This window comes from Pseudomonadota bacterium (assembly GCA_041395565.1).
In the GTDB taxonomy this organism is placed as follows: domain Bacteria; phylum Pseudomonadota; class Gammaproteobacteria; order UBA9214; family UBA9214; genus UBA9214.
Genome location: JAWLAI010000008.1, coordinates 16,458 through 41,920, shown reverse-complemented (window position 1 = coordinate 41,920; position 25,463 = coordinate 16,458). Strand labels below are relative to the sequence as shown.

At 66.9% G+C, this 25,463-nt stretch carries 13 protein-coding genes and 1 pseudogene; 4 read left to right on the top strand and 10 right to left on the bottom strand.

Annotation, left to right across the window (positions count from 1 at the left end; translation table 11 throughout):
* Positions 1 to 109 precede the first annotated feature (109 nt).
* Both R3F42_13605 and R3F42_13600 read right to left on the bottom strand, forming a co-directional pair.
* A pseudogene (locus R3F42_13605) lies at positions 110 to 3,505 on the bottom strand (transglutaminase family protein).
* A 63-nt stretch (positions 3,506 to 3,568) separates the two neighbouring features.
* Positions 3,569 to 4,417: a transglutaminase family protein gene (locus R3F42_13600; protein MEZ5543058.1), complete on the bottom strand. Its 849-nt coding sequence runs from the start codon at positions 4,415 to 4,417 to the stop codon at positions 3,569 to 3,571.
* A gap of 661 nt (positions 4,418 to 5,078) precedes the next feature.
* On the opposite strand from R3F42_13600, the gene R3F42_13595 reads away from it, so the two are divergent.
* The 4 genes from R3F42_13595 (at position 5,079) to R3F42_13580 (ending at position 13,544) form a co-directional block, all read left to right on the top strand.
* Positions 5,079 to 6,530 carry a circularly permuted type 2 ATP-grasp protein gene (locus tag R3F42_13595; protein ID MEZ5543057.1) on the top strand — a complete coding sequence of 484 codons (1,452 nt, stop codon included), beginning with the start codon at positions 5,079 to 5,081 and terminating at the stop codon, positions 6,528 to 6,530.
* 2 nt (positions 6,531 to 6,532) lie between these two features.
* Complete coding sequence (locus tag R3F42_13590; GenBank protein ID MEZ5543056.1) at positions 6,533 to 7,546, top strand: alpha-E domain-containing protein; 1,014 nt, start codon at positions 6,533 to 6,535, stop codon at positions 7,544 to 7,546.
* Positions 7,547 to 7,601: 55 nt separating this feature from the next.
* Positions 7,602 to 12,071, top strand: coding sequence for a glutamate synthase large subunit (gene gltB / locus R3F42_13585; protein ID MEZ5543055.1), 4,470 nt, complete (start codon positions 7,602 to 7,604; stop codon positions 12,069 to 12,071).
* 708 nt (positions 12,072 to 12,779) lie between these two features.
* Positions 12,780 to 13,544: a putative metal-binding motif-containing protein gene (locus R3F42_13580; protein MEZ5543054.1), complete on the top strand. Its 765-nt coding sequence runs from the start codon at positions 12,780 to 12,782 to the stop codon at positions 13,542 to 13,544.
* A gap of 103 nt (positions 13,545 to 13,647) precedes the next feature.
* Here R3F42_13580 and R3F42_13575 read toward each other — a convergent pair whose 3' ends face one another.
* From R3F42_13575 to R3F42_13540, 8 genes are all read right to left on the bottom strand, one after another.
* Positions 13,648 to 16,515, bottom strand: coding sequence for a PAS domain S-box protein (locus R3F42_13575; GenBank protein MEZ5543053.1), 2,868 nt, complete (start codon positions 16,513 to 16,515; stop codon positions 13,648 to 13,650).
* Positions 16,516 to 16,917: 402 nt separating this feature from the next.
* Complete coding sequence (locus tag R3F42_13570; protein MEZ5543052.1) at positions 16,918 to 18,375, bottom strand: FAD-dependent oxidoreductase; 1,458 nt, start codon at positions 18,373 to 18,375, stop codon at positions 16,918 to 16,920.
* Between the two features lie 54 nt (positions 18,376 to 18,429).
* The gene (pckA, locus tag R3F42_13565; protein MEZ5543051.1) at positions 18,430 to 20,049 is read right to left on the bottom strand and encodes a phosphoenolpyruvate carboxykinase (ATP); all 1,620 of its coding nucleotides are present in this window, start codon (positions 20,047 to 20,049) and stop codon (positions 18,430 to 18,432) included.
* Between the two features lie 351 nt (positions 20,050 to 20,400).
* Positions 20,401 to 20,862 (bottom strand): hydrogenase maturation protease, encoded by a 462-nt coding sequence (locus R3F42_13560; protein MEZ5543050.1) that lies wholly within the window; start codon positions 20,860 to 20,862, stop codon positions 20,401 to 20,403.
* Between the two features lie 14 nt (positions 20,863 to 20,876).
* Positions 20,877 to 22,358 carry a Ni/Fe hydrogenase subunit alpha gene (locus tag R3F42_13555; GenBank protein ID MEZ5543049.1) on the bottom strand — a complete coding sequence of 494 codons (1,482 nt, stop codon included), beginning with the start codon at positions 22,356 to 22,358 and terminating at the stop codon, positions 20,877 to 20,879.
* A 21-nt stretch (positions 22,359 to 22,379) separates the two neighbouring features.
* Complete coding sequence (locus tag R3F42_13550; GenBank protein ID MEZ5543048.1) at positions 22,380 to 22,931, bottom strand: NADP oxidoreductase; 552 nt, start codon at positions 22,929 to 22,931, stop codon at positions 22,380 to 22,382.
* Positions 22,928 to 23,680 carry a 2Fe-2S iron-sulfur cluster-binding protein gene (locus tag R3F42_13545; GenBank protein ID MEZ5543047.1) on the bottom strand — a complete coding sequence of 251 codons (753 nt, stop codon included), beginning with the start codon at positions 23,678 to 23,680 and terminating at the stop codon, positions 22,928 to 22,930. The genes R3F42_13550 and R3F42_13545 overlap by 4 nt, the downstream gene beginning before the upstream one ends.
* Entirely contained in the window at positions 23,677 to 25,461 is a 1,785-nt protein-coding gene (locus tag R3F42_13540) for an NAD(P)H-dependent oxidoreductase subunit E (protein MEZ5543046.1), read from the bottom strand. Before R3F42_13540 ends, R3F42_13545 begins: the two co-directional genes overlap by 4 nt.
* Between the last annotated feature and the right edge of the window lie 2 nt (positions 25,462 to 25,463).

Below are 25,463 nucleotides of genomic sequence, written 5' to 3'. Positions count from 1 at the left end.
AATCAGTGTTGCGCACTGCACCATCGCCGGTGCATTATCTGTCAGCAAGCTGGCGCGCCGCAGCGGGGCACTGCGCAGTGGCTGGGCGTTCCGGTGCGCGGCGGACCGCTCAGTCACACCTGCCAAGCCGCGGCGCAGGTCCAGGTGAACGGATATTCCGGATTGATCTCCTCTGCGGGAAGCGGCGCTGGTGGTGGGGCCTGGCGGTGGCCCGGGGTAGAACCGTGCCAGCCCGGCTTGTGCTGGTGGTGGCTGCAGGGGCCGCCGCTGTGTCCGATAGCGGCTGTAGCTGGGCTGATGCGGCGGGATTCGGTCGTAGGGCGTTGACGGGAAATACAATGAAGTGAGAAACCGCCGGGATGGGCGACATGGTAGGTGTGCAGCTGCCGACAGTACCCGTTCCGGTGTCGATGATGTCGAACACCAGGGGGGAGTGGACGCCGATGGTGGGGTGCAGCGCCGACGGCGGTTGCCAGGCACGGAAACGCACGCCGGCCACGAATTCACCGTGGGTGCTGAGGTTGCAGCGGTACCCGGCGGCTGCTGCAGGCGACGACGTAGCGGCTTTCTTGCGTCAGCCGCTGTTGACCTTGAGCTGCAGCCGTTCGACCGAGGAGTCGACGAAGCGGGCGGTGCCCAGGTTGCTCATCTCCTCGCCCAGCACGTGCCAGGGCTCGAGTGCGGCGTGCAGGTCGAGCCGGATGTCCTGCACCTCGACCGTGCCGTAGTGCGGGAAGCGGAATTCCAGGAACGGTGCCAGCCACTCCAGTTCGAAGGCATAGCCCGCGCGCTGCAGGTCGCAGATCACGTCCTGCATGTCGGCCCAGACATAGTGGGGCAGCATGAAGCGGTCGTGCAGCGACGTGCCCCAGCGCACCAGCCGGTGCCGGTAGGGCTGCTGCCAGAAGCGCGCGATCAGCATGCGCAGCAGCAGCATCTGGACCAGGCTCATGCGCGCGTGCGGCGGCATTTCGAAGGCACGGAACTCGACGAGTCCGAGGCGCCCGGACGGCGAGTCGGGCGAGTACAGCTTGTCGATACAGAATTCCGAGCGATGGGTGTTGCCGGTGATGTCCACCAGCAGGTTGCGCAGCAGCCGGTCCACCAGCCAGGGTTCGGCGACTTCGCCCGCGGGCATCTGCTGGAACGCGATCTCCAGTTCGTAGAGGTTCTCGTCGCGGGCCTCGTCCACGCGCGGGGCCTGGCTGGTCGGTCCGATGAACATACCCGAGAACAGTGTGGACAGGCCGGGGTGGTGCTGCCAGTAGGTCAGCAGGCTGCGCAGCAGGTCGGGGCGGCGCAGCAGCGGGCTGTCGGCGGGCGTGGCGCCGCCGAGGGTGACGTGGTTGCCGCCGCCGGTGCCGGTATGGCGGCCGTCGAGCAGGAATTTTTCCGTGCCGAGCCGCGCCAGGCGCGCCTCGGCATAGAGGGCCTCGGTGTTTTCGACCAGTTCCTGCCAGCTCTGTGCCGGGTGGATGTTCACCTCGATCACGCCCGGGTCCGGCGTCACGGCGAGTTTGCGCAGGCGCCAGTCGCGCGGTGGCTCGTAGCCCTCGATGCGCACCGGCATGCCGAGCCGCGCGGCGGTCAGTTCCACCGCGGCGAGCAGGTCGAGGTAATGCTCCAGGTGGGTGAGCGGCGGCATGAACACCCGCAGCTTACCGGCGCGGGCCTCGACGCACAGCGCGGTGTGGATCACCTCGATGCGCCGGTGCGCACGGCGCCCGTTGTCCGCCGGCTCCTGCTGCACGATTTCCGGGTGTGCCCGCGGCGCCGCCTCGAAGTGGCTGAAGCGGCGCGCGACCTCGCCGTAGACGTCGCCCAGTTCCGGACGCGGCTCGAACAGGTCGCGTTCCGGCTCGATGTCGCGTTCCTCCTCGGCCACCCAGGGCAGGGAATCCAGCGGCAGGCGCAGACCCATGGGCGAGTCGCCCGGGGTCAGGAACAGGTGGCCGCGCCGGAATTGCCATGTGCAGCTCTGCCAGGCACCGCTGCCGTAGTCCCAGCGCAGCGGCAGGGCGAAGCCGGCGGGCCGGCCGAGGTCGCCGGCGAGCAGCGCTACCAGCCGGCGCCGCTCGTCGTACCTTTTCAGGTCGCTCCCCAGCAGGTCGACGTTGACCGGCTGGCCGTCTTCCTTCCAGAGGTAGTAGAGGACATCCTCGTAGGCTGGCAGCAGATAGTCAGCTGGCAGGCCGAGGCTGCGCGCGAGTTCGGCCCCGAATTGCCGGGCCTGTTCCGGGCCATGGCCGTAGTCGCTGCCGTCCTGCGCCAGCAGTGCCGGGTCGCGCCACAGCGGCACGCCGTCGACGCGCCAGAAGCAGTTCAGTGACCAGCGCGGTACCGGCTCGCCCGGGTACCACTTGCCCTGACCGTGGTGCAGCAGGCCGCCGGGGGCGAAGCGCCGCCACAGCCGGGTGAGCAGGTCGCCGGCCCGTTCGCGCTTGTGTGCACCGAGCGCGGCGTCGTTCCACTGGGCCGATTCCATGTCGTCGATGGCGACGAAGGTGGGTTCCCCGCCCAGCGTGAGGCGTACATCACCGGCAGCGAGGTCGGCATCGACCTGGCGACCCAGCGCCAGGATGGTCTCCCATTGCGACTCGCTGTAGGGTTTGGTGACCCGCGGGTCCTCGTGGAGCCGTGTGACCGTGTTGCTGAAGCGGAATTCGACCTCGCAGCGCTCGGTGGTGCCGGTGATCGGCGCGGCGCTGACGGGGTGGGGGGTACAGGCCAGGGGGATATGGCCCTCGCCGGCGAACAGGCCCGAGGTCGGGTCCAGTCCCAGCCAGCCGGCACCCGGCACGTAGACCTCGGCCCAGGCATGCAGGTCGGTGAAGTCGTGGTCGGTGCCGGCCGGCCCTTCCAGCGGTTTCTCGTCCGGCGTCAGCTGCAGCAGGTAACCGGAGACGAAGCGTGCCGCCAGCCCGAGATGCCGCAGGATCTGCACCAGCAGCCAGCCGGTGTCGCGGCACGAGCCCAGCGCCTTGCCGAGCGTGGTTTCGCAGCTCTGGATGCCGGGCTCCATGCGGATGGTGTAGGCGATGTCCCGCTGCAGCCGCTGGTTCAGCGACACCAGGAAGTTGTTCACCTCCTGCGGGGAACGGTCGATTCCGGACAGCCATTGCCGCAGCAGCGGCCCCTGCTCGGTGATCTCCAGGTAGGGTGCCAGTTCCTTGCGCAGGCCGGCAGGATAGTCGAACGGATATTTCTCCGCGTACTTTTCCACGAAGAAGTCGAACGGGTTGATGACCACGATGTCCGCGACCACGTCGACCTCGAACGACAGCGACTTCACTCGCTCGGGAAACACCAGCCGGGCGAGATAATTGCCGAACGGGTCCTGCTGCCAGTTGATGAAATGTTTCTCGGGCAGCACCTTGAGCGAATAGGACTCGATCAGCGTGCGGCTGTGCGGAGCGGGCCGCAGGCGCACGACATGGGGGGAAACACCGACCGGCCGGTCGAAGCGGTATTCGGTCTTGTGATTGATTGCGACGCGTATAGCCATGTGCTGTGAACCTGTTCAGGATCGATTGTGTGTCACCATACCACGGATCGGCCGGCCTGCCGCTCAGTCGGCGGTGCGGATGCGCAGCCGAAAGTCCAGCGTGGAGCGCACGCCGTCACCGTAGAATGACCCTGCTATCGGCAGGGTGGCACCCGGACTGCCGGCCGCTGCCAGCGCCACGTGCCCATCCGCCACGGCGCTGCCGTGCGTGGGGTCGTAGCCGCACCAGCCGCTGCCGGGGAGGTAGACCTCGGGCCAGGCATGCAGGTAACGCTCTGTGCTGCCGCTTGCCGCGTGCGCCTGGTAGCCGCTGACGAAGCGCGCGGCCAGGCCCCGGCTCTGGCACACGGCCATGAACAGCAGCGCCAGGTCGCGGCAGGCGCCCTGCCGTAGCGCGAGGGTCTGCTCCGGGGGCTGCGGCGGGCCCTCGGCGCGGATCACGCGCGCGAAGCCGGTGTAGAGATGGCGGTTCAGCGCGTCGAGAAAACCCAGCGTCGCGTGGTCAGCCGCCGCGGCAAGCGTCTCGCCCAGTGCGACCACGGCGGGCGCGCCGGTCGCCCGCGTACCGTAGGCTGCCAGCAGGTCGGCCTCGTCGGCGGGGTAGGCGACCGGAAGGTGCTGCGCGCACGCCTCCAGCAGCCGGGCCACGGGATCCTGCCGCCGCGTCTCGACCAGACTGGCGCTGTCGATGCGCAGTTCGCTCGTGCTGTCGCCGAACCAGAGGCGCGTGACCCGATTGCCCGCGGCATCGAGCTGTTCGGACTGCCGCGTCGGCGGCGGGTCGACCGTGCAGCGGTAGTCCAGCAGCCGCTGGTCGCCGGCGCAGCGCGGCAGCAGGCGCACGATATGCGGGCCGAGCCGGACCGGCGCGCTGTAGCGATAGACGGTGGTATGCCGGATGTCAAAGTGCACGTGCGGCTGTCTTCATCTCATGCCCTGCTGCAAGGCATCCGGGCCGGTCGTGCGTCGACGCCGCCCGGATGCCGCGCGTTTGCGGGTATCACAGGCAAGAAATGCGCCAGTCGGGGGAGCGCGGGCGCGCGCCGACCGCCCGCTGCGGGCCGCCGTGTGTCCGGGCCAGCGCCGGCGCGGCCCCCGGCGCGATCCGGCGCCGCGGCGGGTCGGCGTTGTTGCGGCGGCGCAGCTGCAGCAGGGTTCCGGGCGCGCGCGCGAGGGGCTAGCTTGGTGCATAAAGTGCGCTCCCGCAGCGCGCTTGCTTCAAGCTGGTGCGTGGCCCGTAGGCGCTTGCGGATGGGCGTCCCGCGGCCGCGCGGCCGCGGGACACACCCGATGCGGCGCTGCCTGATACGGTAGCCGCGCTCCAAGCCGCTGAGTCTGCACGCAAACACTGCCGGGCGCGGGCAGCGGTCGCAGGGCGGGCATGGACCGCGCGCGCATGCAGCCGTCGCGCGACCGGCGTGCGGTTGCGGCTGGCACAGTGTTTGCTCGGTTCTCTGGTAACCGGTGTGGCGGCAAGCACGTCGGCAGCGATCCGGAGCCGGCGGCTACGCCCGGCACAGGACCGCTGCGGTTGCGGCGCATCGGCTCAATCAGGCTGCGGGGCCAGGGTGCGATGACGATTCGATGGAAGGACTACTCGAGCGGTGCGAGCTACGACGAACTGATCACGCCGGCCGGGCACGCGCGCAAGGCGGCGCAGCAGACCGTGCGCTACATCAGTTCGCTGAGCGACGCGGAATGGGGCGAGCGCCGTGATGCCGCCGAACTGGCCATGCGCGTCATGGGTATCACGTTCACCGTCTACAGCAACGACAGCGGCATCGACCGGGTCTGGCCCTTCGACATCATTCCCCGCATCATTCCTGCGCGCGAATGGCGCATCACCGAGGCCGGCCTGATCCAGCGCGCCACCGCGCTCAACCACTTCATCGCCGATATCTACGGCGAGCAGCGCATCATCCGCGACGACGTCTTTCCCGGCGAGCTGCTGGCCGAGTCCGCCAATTTCCGCAAACAGTGTGTCGGCATCCGTCCGCCGCTCGATATCTGGGCGCATATCTGCGGCAGCGACCTGGTGCGCGACAGCGACGGCAAGTTCTACGTGCTGGAGGACAATCTGCGGGTGCCCTCCGGTGTGTCCTACATGCTGGAAAACCGGCTGGTCATGAAACGCGTCTTTCCTGAATTGTTCGAGGCGGTGAGTATCCTGCCGGTGGACGGTTACCCGGCACGCCTGTTCGACACCCTGGCCTCGCTGTCGCCGCGACCTGCCGACTACCCGACGGTGGTCGTCATGTCGCCGGGCATCTATAACTCGGCGTATTTCGAGCATTCCTATCTGGCGCAGCAGATGGGCGTGGAACTGGTGACGGGCAGGGACCTGGTCGTGATGGACGACGACTGCGTCTACCTGCGCACCGTCGGCGGGCTGGAACGGGTGGATGTGATCTACCGGCGGGTCGATGACATGTTCCTCGACCCGGAGGCGTTCCGCCCGGACTCCATGCTCGGTGTGCCTGGCCTGATGCGGGCCTGGAGCGCCGGCAAGGTGGCGATCGCGAACGCACCGGGCGCCGGCGTCGCGGATGACAAGGTCGTCTACGCCTTCGTCCCGGACATGATCCGCTACTACCTCGACGAGAAGCCGATCCTGCCCAATGTCGAGACCTACCTGTGCATGGACGAGAAGCAGCGCGAATACGTGCTCGCCAACCTGGACAAGCTGGTGGTCAAGCCCGCCAACGAGTCGGGCGGCTACGGCATGCTGGTCGGCCCGTTCGCCAGCAAGGCGGAACGACAGAAGTTCGCCGAGCTCATCAAGGCGAAACCGCGCAACTATATCGCCCAGCCGACACTGGCGCTGTCCACCACGCCGACACTGTGTGACGGCCACCTGGAGCCGCGTCACATCGACCTGCGTCCCTTCATCCTGTCCGGGCAGACGAGTCATGTCACGCGCGGCGGCCTGACGCGCGTCGCCCTCAAGGCCGGTTCGCTGGTGGTGAATTCCTCCCAGGGTGGCGGCAGCAAGGACACCTGGGTCGTGGACATGGAGGCAAACTGAACATGCTGCTCTCGAGCGTTGCAGAACATCTCTACTGGCTGGCGCGCTATATCGAGCGGGCCGAGAACACCGCGCGCATCATTCTGGTACACAACAACCTGATGCTCGATATGCCGCGCAGGATCGCGATCGGCTGGGACCCGCTGGTCTACATCATGGGTTCGATGGATATCTTCACGGAACGCTACGGCGAGGCCAGCGAGCGCAATGTCGTGCGCTTCCTGGTGTCCGACAAGGCCAATGCCAGCTGCATCACCTGCTCGCTGGGCCAGGCACGCGAGAACCTGCGTACCATCCGTGCCATCGTGCCGCGGGCGGCCTGGGAAACCCTGAACGATCTGCACGAGTTCTGCCGCGACAATGCCAGCAGCGGCATCAACCGCCGCGGTCGCTACGCCTACATGAAGCGGGTGGTCGATTCCTGCCAGCTCCTGGCGGGCAAGCTGTCCGCGACCATGAGTCACGACATGGCCTACGAATTCCTGCGTATCGGCCGCTTCATGGAGCGCGCCGACATGACCAGCCGCGTGATCGACGTGCGTGCCACCAATCTGCTGCCCCGGCAGAAAGACGAACTCAAGCCCTTCGACGACATCCAGTGGAAGAGCGTGCTGGACCTGGTGATGGGCTACCAGATGTACCGCCGTCGCGTGCACGTCGGCGTGCGCGGCCGGGAGGCGCTGCGCTTCCTGCTGCAGGAAGAGGAGTTCCCGCGCTCCATCCAGTTCTGTCTGGCGGAGGTCGGGCACTGCCTGCGCCGTCTGCCCGGCAGCGAGGCCACGCTCCGGGTGCTCGGCCGCGCTCAGCGCATGGCGCAGGAATTCAGTTTCGCTGGCGATGTCACCGTCGGGCTGAACGATTTCATCAACGACCTGCAGCTGGTTCACACCGAGCTGCACGGGCAACTGGCGGCGAGCTATTTCGAGGTGCCGCAAGAGGTCGTTCACCCGCACGAGGCCGGCCGGCCGCCGCAGCCCGTGGTGAGCACGGCTGAGCCGGCGGCCGCCGTCAGCTGAGCGGGGAGGGGAGCCGTCCGGCGGTGCGGGGCCGGGTAGCGCGGATATCACGGCGATGATCAAACACGATGACAGCGGGCTGTACCGTCCGGAATTCGAACACGACGGCTGTGGCTTCGGTCTGATCGCGCAAATGGACGGCGTTCCCGGTCACGACCTGGTGCACCGGGCGATACGCGCGCTGTCACGCCTGACCCACCGTGGTGCCGTCGCTGCCGATGGCAAGAGCGGCGACGGCTGCGGCCTGTTGCTGACGCTGCCGCATGCCTTTTTGCAGGCGACCGCGCGGGCGGCGGACATCCGCTTGTCGTCGCGCTATGCCGTAGGCATGCTCTTTCTCAACCCCGATCCGGAACGCGCGCAGGCAGCGCGCTGGCAGTTGCAGCACGAACTGGAGGCGCAGGGGCTGGCACTGGCCGGCTGGCGCCCCGTGCCCGTGGAGCCGGATGCCTGCGGGCCGCGGGCGCTGGAGAGCCTGCCCCTGATCGAGCAGGTGTTCGTCAACGCGCCGCCACAGCTTGCCGAGGACGAGCTGGAGCGGCGCCTGTACATCGCCCGGCGCCGTGCCAAGAAGGTGCTGCATGGCGAGGACCGGGTGTTTTACGTCGCGAGCCTGTCCTGCCGGGTGCTGTGTTACAAGGGCCTGGTAATGCCGCACAATCTACCGGTGTTCTACCCGGACCTGCGCGACCGGCAGCTGGAATCCGCGCTGTGCGTGTTTCACCAGCGCTTCTCGACCAACACCTGGCCCGAGTGGCGGCTCGCCCAGCCGTTCCGTTACCTGGCGCACAACGGCGAGATCAACACCATCCAGGGCAACCGCAACTGGGCCCGCGCGCGCAGCCACAAGTTCCAGACGCCGCTGATTCCCGACATGGAGGCCATCCGTCCCTGGGTGTCCATGTCGGGTTCCGATTCCTGCAGCCTGGACAACATGCTCGAGGCCTTGCTCGCCGGCGGCATGGACATCTTCCTCGCCATGCGGCTGCTGATCCCGCGCGCCTGGCAGAACGTCGAGACCATGGACCCGGACCTGCGTGCCTTCTACGAATACCACTCCATGCACATGGAGCCCTGGGACGGCCCGGCGGGCATCGTGCTGACCGATGGCCGTTATGCCGCCTGCGTGATGGACCGCAACGGACTGCGCCCCGCGCGCTATGTGATCACGCGCGACCGCTGCATCACGCTGGCATCGGAGATCGGGGTCACCGAGCACGATCCGCGCGATGTCGTCGCCCGCGGGCGCCTGGCGCCGGGCGACATGCTCGCGGTCGACACCAGCAGCGGCCAGCTGCTGACGCCGGCGCTGATCGAGGACGACCTGAAACGCCGCTGGCCCTGCCGCAAGTGGTTGCAGCAACACGCGGTGCGCCTGGAGTCGCGCAGCGACGAGGAGGCGCGTCTGTGCCACGACGTGGCGCCCGCGGAGCGCATGGTCGCGCAGAAGCTGTTCCAGGTGACGCTGGAGGAGCTCGATCAGGTGCTGCGCGTGCTGGCCGAAGGCGGGCACGAGGCCGTCGGTTCGATGGGCGACGATACCCCGCTGCCGGTACTGTCGCGCCAGGTGCGGTCGCTGTACGACAGTTTCCGGCAGCAGTTCGCGCAGGTCACCAATCCGCCGATCGATCCGTTGCGCGAGCAGATCGTCATGTCGCTGGAAACCTGTTTCGGCGTCGAGCGCAACCTGTTCGTCGCGGACCCGCTGCATGCCGCGCGCCTCATGGTCAACAGCCCGGTGCTCTCCGGCAGCAAGTTCAGCCAGCTGCTGGAACAGTCGGACCCGCGCTACCGGCACGCCCGCATCGACCTGAGTTACGGGCCTGACGGGAACCTGCGCGATGCGCTCGAGGCTATCGCCGCGCGGGCGGTCGAGCAGGTGCGCCGGGGCAAGTGCATCCTGGTGCTGTCGGACCGCGACATCGCGCGCGAGCGCCTGCCGGTACCCGCGCTGCTGGCCACCGGCGCGGTGCATCACCGGCTCATCGACACCGGCTTGCGCTGCGATGCCAACCTGGTGATCGATACCGGCACGACGCGCAACCCGCACGAGTTCGCGGTGCTGATCGGCTTCGGCGCCACGGCCGTGCATCCCTGGCTGGCCTACCGCTGTATCGCGGGTCTCTACGACGATGGCGGCGCGGCGGGCGGCGACGCCGCGGTGAATGCGGCGCTGCAGTCCTACCGGCGCGGGATCAACAAGGGGCTGTACAAGATCCTCTCCAAGATGGGGATCTCCACCATCACCAGCTACCGCGGCGCGCAGCTGTTCGAGGCCATCGGCCTGCATCGCGAGGTCGTCGATCTCTGTTTCAGCGGCACGCCCTGCCGTCTGCAGGGGGCCGGCTTCGCGGAGCTCGAGGCCGACCAGCGTCAGCTGGCAGCCGCGGCGTGGGATACCCGGCGCGGGCTGGAAGCGGGCGGGCGGCTCAAGTTCGTCGCCGGCGGCGAGGCGCATGCCTTCAATCCCGACGTGGTCATGGCGCTGCACCGGGCCGTGGCCAGCGGGGATTATGCGGAGTACCGGCGCTGGGCCGCGCTCGTGAACGCGCGGCCGCCGCTGGTGCTGCGCGACCTGCTCGGGCTCCGCACCGATGTCGAGCCCGTCGCGCTGGCCGAGGTCGAACCGGTGGAGGCTATTGTGCGGCGCTTCGAGACGGGGGCGATGTCGCTCGGGGCGCTGTCGCCGGAGGCGCACGAGACCCTGGCGGTGGCCATGAACCGTCTCGGCGGCCGTTCCAACTCGGGCGAGGGCGGCGAGGACCCGCAGCGCTTCGGCACCGAGCGGATGTCGCGCATCAAGCAGGTGGCGTCCGGCCGCTTCGGGGTGACGCCGCACTACCTGGTCAACGCCGAGGTGCTGCAGATCAAGATCGCGCAGGGCGCCAAGCCGGGCGAAGGCGGGCAGCTCGCCGGCCAGAAGGTGAACGAGCTGATCGCGCGGCTGCGCCACGCCGAGGTCGGTACGCCGCTGATCTCGCCGCCGCCGCATCACGACATCTATTCCATCGAGGATCTGGCGCAGCTGATCTTCGATCTCAAGCAGGTGAACCCGGCGGCGCTGGTCTCGGTGAAACTGGTCTCCGAGGCCGGCGTCGGCACCATCGCCGCCGGTGTCGCCAAGGCCTATGCCGATCTCATCACCATCTCCGGCTATGACGGCGGCACCGGGGCGAGCCCGCTGTCGTCCGTCAAGTATGCCGGCAGCCCCTGGGAGCTCGGGTTGCGCGAGACGCACCAGCTGCTGCGTGCCAACGACCTGCGCGGACGTGTGCGGCTCCAGGTCGATGGCGGCATCAAGACCGGCCTCGACGTGATCAAGGCCGCGCTGCTGGGCGCCGAGAGCTTCGGGTTCGGCACCACGCCCTTGCTCGTGATGGGCTGCAAGTACCTGCGCATCTGCCACCTGAACAACTGCGCGACGGGGGTGGCGACCCAGAACCCCGTGTTGCGCAGCCAGCATTTCCGCGGCGAGGCCGAGAAGGTCATGCTGTTCTTCCGCTGGGTCGCCGAGGAAGTGCGCGAGTGGCTGGCCGCGCTCGGCGTGCGCAGGCTCGACGACCTGGTGGGCCGGACCGAACTGCTGCGCCTGCTGCCCGGGCAAACCGGCAAGCAGGCCCGTCTCGATCTGGGGCCGCTGCTGCACGACGCCGACGTCGACCCGGACAAGCCACGCCACTGCCTGCAGGCGCGCAACGCCTCGTTCGACCGCGGCGAGATGGCCGAGCGCATGGTCGGTGACATGCTGCCGCTGATCGAGGCGCGCAGGGGCGGGGAGTTCCGCTACGCCATCCGCAACGACAACCGTTCCATCGGCGCACGCGTCTCCGGCGAGATCGCACGGCGTTACGGCAACCGCGGCATGGAGGATACGCCGCTGGTGGTGCGCCTGCAGGGTACCGCCGGCCAGAGCCTGGGTGTGTGGAATGCCGGCGGCCTGCATCTGTTCCTGGAGGGCGAGGCCAACGACTACGTCGGCAAGGGCATGGCGGGCGGCAAGATCGTCGTCTATCCGCACGGCAACGACGGCGCACCGGAACACACGGGCGTGCTGCTGGGCAATACCTGTCTGTACGGTGCGACCGGCGGGCGCCTGTACGCCGCGGGCCAGGCCGGCGAACGCTTCGCGGTACGCAATTCGGGCGCCATCGCGGTGGTCGAGGGTGCGGGCGACCACTGCTGCGAATACATGACCGGTGGCATCGTCGCCGTGCTTGGCGCCACCGGCATCAACTTCGGCGCGGGCATGACCGGCGGCTTCGCGTTCGTGCTCGATCGCGACAACGTGTTCGTGGACCACTACAACCACGAACTGGTGGACATCCACCGCATCGACAGCGAGCAGACCGAGGCGCACCGCAACCTGCTGTACCGGCTGCTCGGCGAGTTCGTGGCCGACTCCGGCAGCCGCTGGGGTCAGGCCCTGCTGGACGAGTTTCCGGAGCACCTCGCGCGTTTCTGGCTGGTCAAACCGCGCACGGCGCGGCTGGACGCCCTGGCGGAGGCCATGGTGCAGGCAGCCTGAACGCGGGGCGTGGCGTTGCCCGCTAGCGGCAACGCTGCAGGCCCGGTCGCGGCGCGGCCCGCGCTGAAACACCTGCGTACAAGCGACGGCCAGTCAGCATCATCGCTCCGGGGATGGCATTGCCACCGCAGTGCAGACGCACTGACCAGGCCAAGTCGTTGCGCGTAATCCCATGGCGCTGCAAGGGTTATGTGCCGGCCGACTGGGCAGCCGCGGCGATATGACATGCTGTCGGATGCCGCGCAAGCGCGCTTCGGTGGGCTGCGGCAGACCTGCAGCACCGCACCTCACGCCGCTGCGCGTCGCGTGCGCGCGACGTGTGACACGACAGGCAAGTGCAGCGTGAGGCAGTATCCCTGTGCCGGGCGGATCGTGCGCCGCGGCACAGTGGGTGGTGGACTGACGTAGCGGCTAATTGTCTGGTGCCGATACCCCGCGACTGGCCGGACGTCGCAGCCGGACGACAAGGAAAATTTAGAAACATCAATAAAAAATGCGTTCCGCGTCATCGCCTGTCGTTCATCGGTGACGCTTTGTGCGCCCGGCGCGGTGTTCGGACATCAGAATTCAAGCAACACCCCCGAGAAATCAGATGCTTGATAATCCTGGCCCGATCCATGCTTGGCCGCAGGCGATGCAGACGCGCTCACATCCAGCAATCGAGTCGGCGCAGTTGCAGCCACGACCTATCAATTCGGGGATAACACCATGAAAACCACTCGAAGTTTCAGCGCCGTCAAACCGGTCAGCCGCATTGCCGCCGGTTTGATCATTTGCGGCTCCTTCCTGAGCGGCCCGGCCCAGGCCACTTCCGGATATCTGTCCAACGTCAACAGCGCCTGTGGCACCAATTACGGCTGTGACCTGTGTCATACCAACCCGCCGGCATTGAACAGCACCGGCCAGGCATTCCGCAGTTCCGGACATCAAACATCCTCCATCTGTCCGCCGGCGCCGCCGCCACCGCCGCCAACGTCGACCTGTGTCGACAATGATGGCGACGGTTACGGTACCGGCTCCGGCTGTACCGGGGCGCTGGACTGTAACGACAGTGATCCCGCGATCAACCCGGGTGCCGTGGAAAACTGCACCGACGGCGTGGACAACAACTGCAACGGCCTGATCGACACGCGTGATCCGAACAATGCCGTGGGCTGTCCGGTGTCCACCAACTGCACCGACAACGATGGCGACGGCTACGCGATCGAGGGGGGTTCTTGCGGACAGATCGACTGCGACGACACCAATGCCGCGGTGAACCCGGCTGCCGTTGAGGTCTGCGATGACAACATCGACAACAACTGCAATGGCAACGTCGATGCGGGTGACAGCACCTGTCAGATCCTCAACGGTACCGGCGACGACGAACTCCAGCACCGCCACGACCGGGCGCGGCGTACCAGCCAGGGTGGTGACGAGGGTTCGAGCGACAACGGCTACAGCCAGCGGCGCCGCTCACGTGACCGTGACTGAGGCCTGAAACCGTGCCACACGGCGGGTCGGCGTGCTGCCGACCCGCCGCATTTCCTGCCATGCAGGCCGTGCGCTGCCGCTGCTGGTTCCGGATGGATCGGCACTAACTCGCTACTGTTATCCATTTCTGCAGCAGCGCGTACAATCTGCCAGGATCGACCGGCTTGCTGAGAAAATCGTCCATGCCCGCGTCGAGGCAGCGGGTTCTGTCTTCGGCAAAGGCATTGGCGGTGATCGCCAGTATCGGCGTATGTTCATGCCATGGCATGCCACGGATCGCCCGGGTTGCCTCGAGGCCGTTCATGCGCGGCATCTGCATGTCCATGAGTATCATGTCGTAGTCGGTAGCCGAGCACTTCGCCACCGCCTCGATGCCGTCCTCCGCCACGTCAACCTGCAGGCCGACGCCCTTGAGGCAGAAGGTGACCACCTCCTTGTTCACCGGTTCGTCCTCTACCAGCAGGATGCGCAGGCCGGCGTGGTCGCGCTGCAGGACGGCCTCGGCATCGCTGATGACCGTGATACCCGCAGGTACCGGACTCGCTGCCGTTGCCTTGCTGAGTCGGGCGGTGAACCAGAAGGTGCTGCCCTGGCTCGACGTGCTGGTCACGCCGACCTCGCCCCCCATCAGCTGCGCGATCTTGCGGGTGATCGCCAGGCCCAGCCCGGTTCCGCCATACTGGCGCGTCAGGGTGTTATCCGCCTGCTCGAACGGTGCGAAGAGCCGCGACAGCACGTCCGGGCTGATGCCGATGCCGGTATCCTTTACCTCGAAGCGCACGAGCGCATCCTGATCCGTTTCCTCTTCGACGCGGATGCGCAGCAGGATGCGGCCGCTGTCCGTGTACTTGATGGCATTGGTGGCGTAGTTGAGGATGGCCTGCTGCAACCGGGTGGCGTCGCCGCGCACCAGCGGCAGGTCAGCGGGCAGATCGAGTACGCATTCCAGCCCCTTGGTCAGCAGCTGGTCATGCAGGATCGATCTGACATTGGCGGCAAGGGCCTCGAGGGACATATCATCCTCGGCCAGCTCGAACTTGCCGGCCTCGATCTTGGACAGATCGAGGATGGTATTGATGACCTCGGCGAGATGACGGCTGGCCTTTTCCAGCTTGTTCATCTGTTCGTTCTGCCTGGGTGTCAGTCCCTGCCGCTTGATCAGGTACGCCATGCCGGTGATGGCGTTCAATGGTGTCCTGATTTCGTGGCTCATGTTGGCGAGGAAGGCGCTCTTGGCGATATTGGCGGTTTCCGCAGCCTCCTTGGCCGCAGCCAGCTCGGACGTGCGTTCGGCGATCAGTCCTTCCAGTTGATGCCGATGCCGCTCCAGCTCGATTTCAGCCTGCCGGCGCTGGGTGATGTCGCGGAAACTCCAGACCCGGCCGTCGACGGCGTCTTCCATGTGCATGGGCATCGAATAGCGCTCGTAGACGCGCCCGTCGCGAAAGTACAGCTCATCCCAGGAACTTGCCGCGGGTGAGTGGTACAGTTCGTTGACCTTGGCCATGAACGCCTCTGGATCTTCCAGCTGATTCAGGACGAAGCGGAGCAGCCTGAAATCATCCCCCGACGCGGCCAGGTTCTCCGGTATCCGCCACAACTCCAGGAACTTCCGGTTGTAGCTGGTCACGCGGCCGTTGCCGTCCACGACCAGGATGCCATCGGCCGTGGATTCCAGCGTGGCCGTCAGCAGCGAATGCGACCGGCGCAGCGCGGCTTCCGTCTCCTTCAGCGAGGTGATGTCCGTCGAGATGCCGCAGAGCGCATAGATGCTGCCGTCCTTGCGGCACAACGGCAGCTTGGTCGAGAGGTAGATGGCCCGCTTGCCGGTCCGCACGACCGTGTTGGTTTCCTCCTTTCTGATCGTCTTGCCCTGCTTGAGCACCTGCTTGTCGTTGCCGCGGATCTGCTCCGTCGTGGCGGCATCGAAGAACTTCTCGTCGCCGTAGCCCAGGATTTCCCGCATTTCGACCTGCCAGAGCTCGCGTACCGCACGGTTGGCAAACAGGTATTTGCCGTCGGCATCCTTCAGATAGATGTAGGCGTCGACGCTGTCGAGGATGGTCAGCAGCTTCTGTTCGCTGGTCAGCAGCGCCGATTCGGCGAGGTGATGCTCGATAGCGATACCGGCCAGGAAGGTGGAATGATTGATGAGCTCGATTTCATGCGCATTCGGCAGGCCAGGCTGCCGGCGGTACATGGCGAAGGTACCCAGTACCCGGCCTTCCTTGCCAAGGATGGGTTCGGACCAGCAGGCAGCGAGTCCCGCGCGGGTGGCCAGGTCCCGGTACGGCGCCCAGTAGGGATGCTGCTGAATGTCCTCGACGATGACGCGTTCTCCGGCATAGGCGGAGGCGCCGCAGGAGCCGACGGTGGGCCCGATTTCCACGCCATCGACATCCTGATTGTAGAAATCGGGCAGACTCGGGGCGGCGCCGTGGCACAGATGCCTGCCTTCCTGGTCCAGCAGCATGATGGCGCACGGCTTGCCCGGAATCTCGGCCTCGAGGGCGCGCACCAGGGCGTCCAGTGTCTCCGCGAGCGGTACGCTGCGGGCGATCTTTTCCAGGATTTCGACACGCATGCGTTCGCGCCGCTCCAGCCGCTTGCGGTCGGTGATCTCGCGCGCCACCGCGATGATCGCCGGCTGGCCACGGTACAGCGTCCCGGTGAGACGCACTTCCTTGGGGAACACCTCGCCGCTGGCGCGCCGGCCCCAGAATTCGAATATCTGGCCTGCCCCGGCCAGCGCCTTGCCGAGCAAGGCGGGCAGGGCGTCGAGGTCGTTCATGCCGGGGGCCGAGAGCTGGTGCGGCGTTGCGCCGATGAAGAACTCGCGCGGGTAGCCGTACATGTCCACGGCGCCCTGGTTTACGTCCAGAAACCGTCCTTCCGCGTCCTGGATGTAGATGGCGTCCGTGATGCTGTTGAACAGCGCGAAAAATTCATTTTTTGCCGCTAGATCGTCCATGCGTTCATGCCACGCTTATGCGCACGCGGCTGCGCTGCGGACAGGCTGGCTGTGCGGATACGGGTGCAGCATCCGGCGCGTGCGCTAGGCAGGTTGGTATGTTTTTGGAACGCAACACTGAATGGCACACCATTACTAAGCTATACGCCGTCCAGGCGAGATGACACAGTCGCAGGTTCTCCGGGAAATAGTGCGTGCAGGGCTGGCTGGTGTCGCTTGTTATGGAGAACCCTGCTGAAACATTTATAACCAACGGGCGAATATTGCAAGAACAGCCCGGCAATTCAGGGATTCTCGATAGGGTGTCCAGCCGGCGCTCCAGTGACAGAAATGTCAGGCTGGACACCCGCCCGGCAGCGCCGCCTGCAGGTGCTGCCGGGCGGGGCGCGAGGACGGACGCCGTCAGGAGGCGAGCGCCGCGTCGTGCCGGCGCGCTTTGCCGCTGTCGCGTTCCGACTCGAGCCAGGCGATGATACCCCGCGCCGCCGTGCGGCCCTCGTGCACGGCATGCACGACGAGGCTGGAGCCGCGCACCATGTCACCGCCGGCGAAAACCCGTGGATTGCCGGTCTGAAAGGGAAAGGCATCCTCCTCGCCGCGGGTGGTCACGCGTCCCCTGGCATCGGTGTCGATGCCGGCCGCGGCGAACCAGTCGGCGGGATCCGGCTGGAAACCGAAGGCGATGATCACCCGGTCGGCGGGCAGTTCCAGTTCCGAGCCGGGCACGTGCTCCAGGCTGCTATGTCCCTGGGCAGCGGGCGCGCCGGGGCGTGTCGCGACCAGGCGCACGCCGGCTACCCGATCCGTGCCCGTGAGGGCGACCGGTTGCCGGTTCCAGAGGAATTCGACGCCTTCTTCCCTGGCGTGCTGCAGCTCGCGCCGGCTGCCGGGCAGGTTCGCCTCGTCGCTGCGGTAGACGCAGGTGACGGAGCGGGCGCCCTGGCGGATGGCGGTCCGGTTGCAGTCCATGGCGGTGTCGCCGGCGCCCAGCACGACCACCCGCTGTCCCGCCACGTCGTGATAGCCACCCGCATCCTGGGGCAGGCCGAGGACATGGCGGGTGTTGCTTACCAGGTAGGGCAGTGCGAGTTCCACGCCGGCGAGTTGCTCCCCGGGCAAACCACCGCGCAGGCCGCGCGTGGCGCCGGTGCCCAGGAACACGGCGTCGTACTCTTCCAGCAGCAGGGAAAAGGGCAGATCGCTGCCGACCCGGGTGTTCAGGACGAACGTCACGCCCATGTCCTCCAGCACCGCGCGGCGGCGGCGGATGACATCGGCCTGCAGCTTGAATTCCGGGATGCCGAAACTCAGCAGGCCCCCGATTTCAGGGTGGCGGTCGTAGACGGTCGCTGCCACGCCGTTGCGCACCAGGACGTCGGCGCAGCTGAGGCCGGCCGGACCCGCACCGACGACGGCCACGCGCCAGCCGGTGGCCGCGACCCCGGACAGGTCCGGGCGCCAGCCCGCGGCCAGTGCCGTGTCGGTGAGATGGCGCTCCACCGCGCCGATGGTGACAGCGCCGAAGCCGTCGTTGAGCGTGCAGGCCCCCTCGCACAGCCGCTCCTGTGGACAGACGCGTCCGCAGATCTCGGGCAGTGAATTGGTGCGGTGGGCGAGTTCCACCGCCTCGAGGAGGCGGCCGCGGGCCACCAGCCGCAGCCAGTCCGGGATGTAGTTGTGAACCGGGCATTTCCATTCGCAGTAGGGATTGCCGCAGGCCAGGCAGCGGTCCGCCTGGCTTGCGGCGTCCTCGTTCCGGAATGGCGTGTGGATTTCCGCAAAACGCTGCACCCGCGCTGCCGGGGAAAGCTCCGGGGGGGTTGCGCGGGGCAGCTTGAGGAACTGGAACGGGTCTTTCACCTGACGCTCCACGGCGGACACGGGACGGTTGCGTTGGGCCGGCCGCCGCTGCGCTCAGGCCTGCGGCCCCGCCGCGGCGATCTCGGGCGGCACGTCGAACCGCGCGAAATTGGCGCGGAAGCGTCCGATCAGCTCGCTGGCGTTGCGCGCGTAGGCGGCCGGATCGCTCCAGGTGCGGCGCGGGTCGAGGATACGGTCATCGACGATGCCGCGTACCTGGCGGGGGATGCGCAGGTTGAACCCGGGCAGGACCGTGGTTTCGACATCCTCGATGTCGCCACGCAGTATGGCGTGCACGATGGAGCGGGTGGCCGCGATGCTGAAGCGCCGTCCCTCGCCGTAGGGGCCGCCGGTCCAACCGGTGTTGACCAGGTAGACGGGCACGTTGTAGCGCGCGATCTTGTCCATCAGCAGCTTGGCGTAGACGCTGGCGCGACGCGGGAAGAAGGGCGCACCGAAGCAGGCGCTGAAGGTCGGCGTGATGCCTTCCATCTGGCCGACCTCGGTACTGCCGACGAGGGCGGTATACCCGCTCAGAAAGTGATAGGCAGCCTGTTCGCGCGTCAGCAGGGCGACGGGCGGCAGCACGCCGTAGAGGTCGCAGGTGAGAAAGATCACCGCGTTCGGTTGTCCGCCCTGGTTGCCGGGCATGCGCATGTCGACGAACTCGCGCGGATAGGCGACCCGCGTGTTCTCGGTGATGCCAGCGTCGTCGAACTGGGGTGTATGGGTGTCGCCAGCGAGTACCACGTTTTCCATCACCGCGCCGAAACGAATGGCGTTCCAGATGACCGGCTCGCGTTCCAGGCTGAGATTGATGCACTTGGCATAGCAGCCCCCCTCGAAGTTGAAGATGCCCTCGTCGTCCCAGCCGTGTTCGTCGTCGCCGATCAGGAAGCGGGTGGGATCCGCGGAAAGCGTGGTCTTGCCCGTCCCGGACAGTCCGAAGAACAGCCCTACGTTACCGCCTTCGCCGACATTGGCGGCGCAGTGCATGGGCAGCACGTCGTGCTCCGGGGCGAGGTAGTTCAGTGCGGAGAACACCGCCTTCTTCATCTCGCCGGCATAGCGCATGCCGAGCAGCAGGATGCGGCGGCCGGTAAAATCGAGGATCACTGCGCCGTCGCTGTGGGTGCCGTCGCGGGCCGGGACGGTGGTCAGCGAGGGCAGGTTGAGGATCGTCCACTCGGGTCCGGCCGGGGCGGGCGTGGCCGGATCCGGACGCACGAAGAGCTGATGGGCAAACAGGTTGTGCCAGGCGTATTCCGTGATCACGAACAGCGGCAGGGCGTGACGGGCATGGGTGCCGGCCTCGAGCCGTGCCGTGAACAGCTCGCGGCCGCGCAGCCAGTTGCAGGCCCGGGCCCAGAGCGCCTCGAAGGCCGCCGGATCGAAGGGGTGATTGACCTTGCCCCACTCGACTTCGGCATCCACGAGCGCGTCGTCCACGATGTAACGGTCTGCGGGTGAGCGGCCGGTGCGCGCGCCGGTGTGCACGCACAGGGCGCCATTGTCGGCCAGCACGCCCTCGCCGCGCTGCAAGGCGAGTTCTACCAGTTTCGGCACCGGCAGGTCCATGTGCAGCCGGGCGTGGCGCAGGCTTTCACCCAGCAGGCCGTTGCCGGGCGTCGTCGTAGGGCTGTGTATCAGGGTCTGGGCTAGGTTGGCATGCATGCAGGCACACTCCGGTTGAAGTACGGTGGCACCGGTTCAGCGCCGCTGCTGTCCGTTGCACGCCGTGCGTGACGGTTGCCGACATTGCCGCAACCCGTTCGCTGCGGTGAACCACCCCTTGCGGGCGACGGGTCAATTCTGCGGTTCTCCCGGCGGCGCGGACAGTGCGGCTCGGTTGTATAAGTTCGAGCAACATTCGTGCCAGTGATTCCGCGGATCCAATGCCAGGTAAATCAACGAGGTGGCGAATGGCACGGTGCGGGGCGTGCACCAAAATCCAGCTTTTTGCACGGCCCCGCCTCGTGCTGGTGCACCGGCACCCGCGCGGCGGCGTGATCAGACGCCGCGCGGCTACGCTGGTGTCTTGTGCGCGGCGAATCGTGCCGCGAGCAGCGGCAGGGCCGCAGCGAGATTTGCGGTGGCGCGTGTGCTCAGGGGCGCGCCCAGCGTGAAGTCATAGCCGCGTACGGCCAGCGCGAACGCAGCCGGCGGCGCTGCCGTGCATACGCTGCGGAATGCGGCCAGGACGGCTGCGGGGCTGAGGGCATGGGACAGCGGCCCGGGATCCGCGGTCGGGACGACCGGGCGGAAGTCGAAGGGCGCCACGCCGGCGGCGGCGGCGTCGATGAAGATCACCTCGCGCCGCCCGACCAGGTCGAGTGCATGTTCGACCTGCAACTGGAAGTCGGTCAGCAATTCAACGTCAGCAAGATCGAGCGTCGCCAGGCGCTCGATCGCGAGCGGGCCGATGGCGTCGTCGCCGCGGCTCGGGTTACCGATGCCGATGATCAGGACAGGTGCCGTCGCTTCCATCCTCGCTTACCGGGTCAGGAACCCCGCTCGTAGGAATATTTGACCAGCTGATCGATGCGTTCACCCTCCGCGTCGAACAGTTCGACGTGGAACGGCATCCTGCCCAGGGCGTGGGTGGCACAGGACAGGCAGGGATCGAAAGCGCGGATCGCTACCTCGATGTGATTGAGGAGTCCCTCGGTCAGTCGGCGACCGTCCAGGTAGCGTTTTGCGACATGGCGGATCGCCTCGTTCATCGCCTGGTTGTTGTGCGTCGTCGACACGATGAGGTTGGCGCGGACCGCCAGGTCGTCTTCGTTCACGCGGTAATGATGGATCAGGGTGCCACGTGGTGCCTCGATGACACCCACGCCGCGGCTGCGACGTTTACCGGTAACCACCAGGTCATCTCCTAGTATGTCCTCATCGTGCAACAGCGTCTTGATGGATTCCGCTGCGAACAGCAGTTCGATCATGCGGGCCCAGTGGAAGGCCAGGGTGGCATGCACAGGCAGGCCGCCGCCGAAATCCACGAACTCACGGCGTTCCGCCTCGGCGAATGGCGTCGGTATGTGGTCGCAGTTCTGGACGCGGGCGAGAGGGCCCACCTTGTACCAGCCCGTGTCTGCTCCGAGCGACCGGAGGTAGGGAAACTTCATGTAGGACCAGGGCCTGACCTCCTCGGTGATGTGGTCCCAGTAATGGCTGTAATCGGCCTTGTCGAGAATGATATTGCCGTTGCTGTCGCGCGCCCGCAGCACGCCGTGGTAGAGATCCATCGCACCGTCTGGGGCGACCAGACTCATCAAGTTGGAACGAAACGCACCGAAGCTGTTGTAGAGCGCGACATTTGACAGGTGCAGGCGCTTCGCCAGTTGCACTGCCTCGCGGCACCAGCCGATGATCTGGTAGACGTCCTTGAGCAGCGTATCGCGTTCCGCCTGCTTCACTGCCTGGTTGACGCCGCCCGGGATCGCGCCGGTCCCGTGCACGCGTTTGCCCGCGGTTATCCGTATCACCTCCTGACCAAAGCGACGCAGCAGCACGCCCTGCCGCGCGATCTCCGGGTACTCGGCCGCGACGGCGACGATGTTGCGCCGCGCGATGTCCGAGTCGAAGCCGAACAGCAGGTCGGGCGAGGACAGGTGGAAGAAGTGCAGTGCATGGGACTGCAGGATCTGCCCGTAATGCATGAGCCGGCGGACCTTTTCCGCTGTCGGGGTGAGCCGGTCGGCGCCCACCACCTGGTCCAGTGCCTTCGCTGCTGCCAGGTGATGGCTGACCGGGCAGATGCCGCACAGGCGCTGGACCATGACCGGAATCTCCCAGTAGGGCCTGCCCTGGATGAACTTCTCGAAGCCGCGGAACTCGACGATGTGCAGCCGGACCTGCTTCACGTGGTCATCCTCGTCGAGCAGGATGGATACCTTGCCGTGCCCCTCCACGCGGGACAGCGGTTCGATGACGACCCGTTTCATCCGGCCGGGATTGTCGGCGGTTTCCAGTTCAGTGCTCATGGGGCGTACTCCCGCGTGCGCTCAGTCGTAGTGGATCAGGCCGTGGCCTAGATGCGGGGTGCGTCCGTCCAGCAGGTCGGTGAGAAACTTCCAGATCGCGTCCGCACTCGGCGGGCAGCCGGGCAGGGAATAGTCGATCTTCACCACCTCGTGCAGGGGGTGCACCTTGTCGAGGGGCAGCGGCAGCTCGGGGTCGTTGGGGATGCAACCCTTGGCGAGGCTGACCTCGGTCACATAGACCTCCTGCAGGCAGGCGCCGAGATCGAGGTGGTTGCGCTGGGCCGGCAGGCCACCGTTCACCGCACAGGCGCCGACCGCGACCAGGATCTTGCAGTTGCGGCGAAACTCGTGCAGCACGTGCACGTTCTCCGCGTTGCATATTCCCCCTTCGATGAAGCCGATATCACAGGGGCCGCAATGCTTGATGTCGGTAAAGGGCGAGCGGTCGAACTCGATGCGGTCCAGCAGTTCGAACAAGCGCCCGTCGATGTCTAGCAACGACATGTGGCAGCCGAAGCAGCCGGCCAGCGAGGTAGTCGCCACGCGCAGCTTGGCTTGCGGGCTAACGCTCACGCCGAGTCCTCGTGCCGGTCTTTCCCGATGCAGGGTGCGTCCTCCAGCGCCTGGGCGCTGATCGGCCGCTGGTCGAAACGCCGCTCGCCGATGGGTACGCGGAAACCGATCCCTTTGTGTAGGATGACCCCGACGGGACATACGTGCACGGCCTTGTCGGTCACGGCAACATCGGTATCGGCCAGGCGTTTTGACTCCGCGTTCACGATGAGGTGTTTGCCGATGCCGCGGCCCGAGAGGGCGAATACGTTCTTGCCGTCGACCTCCCGGGACGCGCGTACGCAGAGTTCGCACAGGATACAGCGATTGAAATCCAGCAGGATCCCGGGGTGCGAGGCATCCACCTGACGGTTCGGGAACAGGTAGTCGAGACCGGACGACATGATATCGAGATCGTAGGCCACCGCCTGCAGCAGGCAGTTTCCGCTCGCTTCACAGGAGGGGCAGAAATGGTTGCCCTCAACGAACAGCATCTGCACCAGGGTCTGGCGGTCGCTGTTGAGTTTATCGGTGCGGCTCACCACCTGCATGCCGGCCTTGGCCTGCAGGGTACAGGAAGCCATGATCCGGCCATCGACCTCCACCATGCAGACCTTGCAGCTGCCATGTGGCTTGAACTCCGGGTGGTAGCAGAGGTGCGGGATGTAGCGGCCCGCGCAGAGCGCGGCCTGGATCACCGTCTGCCCGGGTTCGAACGGCACCTCTTGCCCGTCCAGCAGGAAGGTCGCGGGTTTGCCTGCGTCGCTCATTCCTCAAACCTCAGGTGGGCCCCTGCATCGTCGCGGCCGGTCATCTCGCGTGCCCGTGCGAGCGCCCCGTCCAGGTCAAAGGCCGGTGCGAACTCGAGCGACTCCAGCCGGCGTTCGTAGGCCGGGCGAAAACGCTTGATGGTATCCAGCAGGGGATTGCAGGCCGTTTGGCCGAGGCCGCAGTGACTGGCGGACTGCAGTACCCGACTGAGCCGGAAGATCTGGTCCAGATCGTGGCGGGACCCCTTGCCGCCGTGCAGCTTGTCCGTGACATTGCACAGCAGCGTGGTACCGACCCGGCAGGGGGTACAGAAACCGCAGCTCTCGTGCGCGAAGAAGTGGGTGAAGTTGCGGGCCACCTCGAACATGTCGCGCGACTCATCGAAGATCATGAAGGCCCCGGCGGTCGGCAGGTCCTCGAAGCCGATGCGGCGCCCGAACCCGGTGCTGTCGATGCAGGTGCCGGAGGGACCGCTGACCTGTACCGCCTGGGTGCGATCCGCCCCGCATTCCTCCAGTACTTCGCGTATCGTGACGCCAAAGGGGTACTCGTAGATGCCGGGTTGCGCGCAGTCACCGGATACCGACAGGACCTTGCTGCCCGTGGACTGGGCCGTGCCGATGCCGCCGTACCAATCGCCGCCGCGTTGCGCGATCAATGCCGCTGCGCAGAAGGTCTCGACGTTGTTCACCGTGGTCGGTTGCATGAGATAGCCGCGGGTGACGGGGTAGGGCGGGCGGTTGCGGGGTATCCCGCGCTTGCCCTCCAGGGATTCGATGAGCGCGGATTCCTCGCCGCAGACGTAGGCGCCGGCGCCGAGGTGGATGTCGATGTCGAAGTTAAAACCGGCGTGGCCGCAGATGGCCTTGCCCAGCAGGCCGGCCGCGCGCCGGCGCGCCAGCACCGCCTGCAGAGGCGCGAGCAGGTGGCGGTACTCACCGCGCAGGTAGAGGAAGCCGCTGGCTGCGCCGATGACGAGTGCGCACACGGTCATGCCCTCGATCACCAGATCCGCGCAGCGCTGCAACAGGACCCGGTCCTTGAAGGTGCCCGGTTCGCCCTCATCCGCATTGCAGACGACGTAGTGCCGGTCACCGCTGGCGTCGCGGCAGGACTGCCACTTCAGTGCGGTGTGATAGCCCGCGCCGCCGCGGCCGCGCAGGTTCGAGCGCTGGATTTCCTCCAGGGTCGCGAGGGGGCCGCGGCCGAGCGCGGCGCGGATGGCCGCGCCCGGTTCGAGGGTGGCATCGAGCAGGATGTCCCGGCGGCGGATGTTGTCCTGTACCTGGAACAGTTCGGCGGGCCAGCCGTCGAGCGGGGTTTGTGACCGGACCAGTTCGGCGATCTCGTCGATGCGTGCCACGGAGAGGCGCGGTATGGCCCAGCCGTTCACCAGCAGGGCGGGACCCTGGTCGCACATGCCGGTGCAGGACGTGGTGTCCGCCGTCACCAGGCCGTCCTCGGACGTCCTGCCGCGCTCGAGCCAGAGCTGGTTGCAGAAGCGGTCGAGCAGGTCGCGGTTGCCCGCCATGCGGTCGGTGATGTTGTCGGAGAACAGCACCCGGTAGCGGCCGGCACGCTCGAGATGCAGGAAGCTGTAGAAACCGGCCACGCCCTCGACACGGGCCCGCGGCAGCCCGAGCCGGCGGGCCAGGTAGGTGATGGTTTGCGCCGGCAGCCAGCCCTCGATTTCCTGGGCCTCGATCAGGATCTGCAGCAATGCGGTGGCCTGCCCGCCGTGGCGTTCGATGACGGCGTCTAGCCGGCGCTCCTCTTCCATCG

What these genes read in the sequence shown, in the direction of transcription:
- R3F42_13595 (MEZ5543057.1), top strand. Translation starts at nt 5,079, where the DNA reads ATGACGATTCGATGGAAGGACTACTCGAGCGGTGCGAGCTACGACGAA.
- R3F42_13590 (MEZ5543056.1), top strand. Translation starts at nt 6,533, where the DNA reads ATGCTGCTCTCGAGCGTTGCAGAACATCTCTACTGGCTGGCGCGCTAT.
- gltB (MEZ5543055.1), top strand. Translation starts at nt 7,602, where the DNA reads ATGATCAAACACGATGACAGCGGGCTGTACCGTCCGGAATTCGAACAC.
- R3F42_13580 (MEZ5543054.1), top strand. Translation starts at nt 12,780, where the DNA reads ATGAAAACCACTCGAAGTTTCAGCGCCGTCAAACCGGTCAGCCGCATT.
- R3F42_13575 (MEZ5543053.1), bottom strand. Translation starts at nt 16,515, where the DNA reads ATGGACGATCTAGCGGCAAAAAATGAATTTTTCGCGCTGTTCAACAGC.
- pckA (MEZ5543051.1), bottom strand. Translation starts at nt 20,049, where the DNA reads ATGCATGCCAACCTAGCCCAGACCCTGATACACAGCCCTACGACGACG.
- R3F42_13560 (MEZ5543050.1), bottom strand. Translation starts at nt 20,862, where the DNA reads ATGGAAGCGACGGCACCTGTCCTGATCATCGGCATCGGTAACCCGAGC.
- R3F42_13555 (MEZ5543049.1), bottom strand. Translation starts at nt 22,358, where the DNA reads ATGAGCACTGAACTGGAAACCGCCGACAATCCCGGCCGGATGAAACGG.
- R3F42_13545 (MEZ5543047.1), bottom strand. Translation starts at nt 23,680, where the DNA reads ATGAGCGACGCAGGCAAACCCGCGACCTTCCTGCTGGACGGGCAAGAG.
- R3F42_13540 (MEZ5543046.1), bottom strand. Translation starts at nt 25,461, where the DNA reads ATGGAAGAGGAGCGCCGGCTAGACGCCGTCATCGAACGCCACGGCGGG.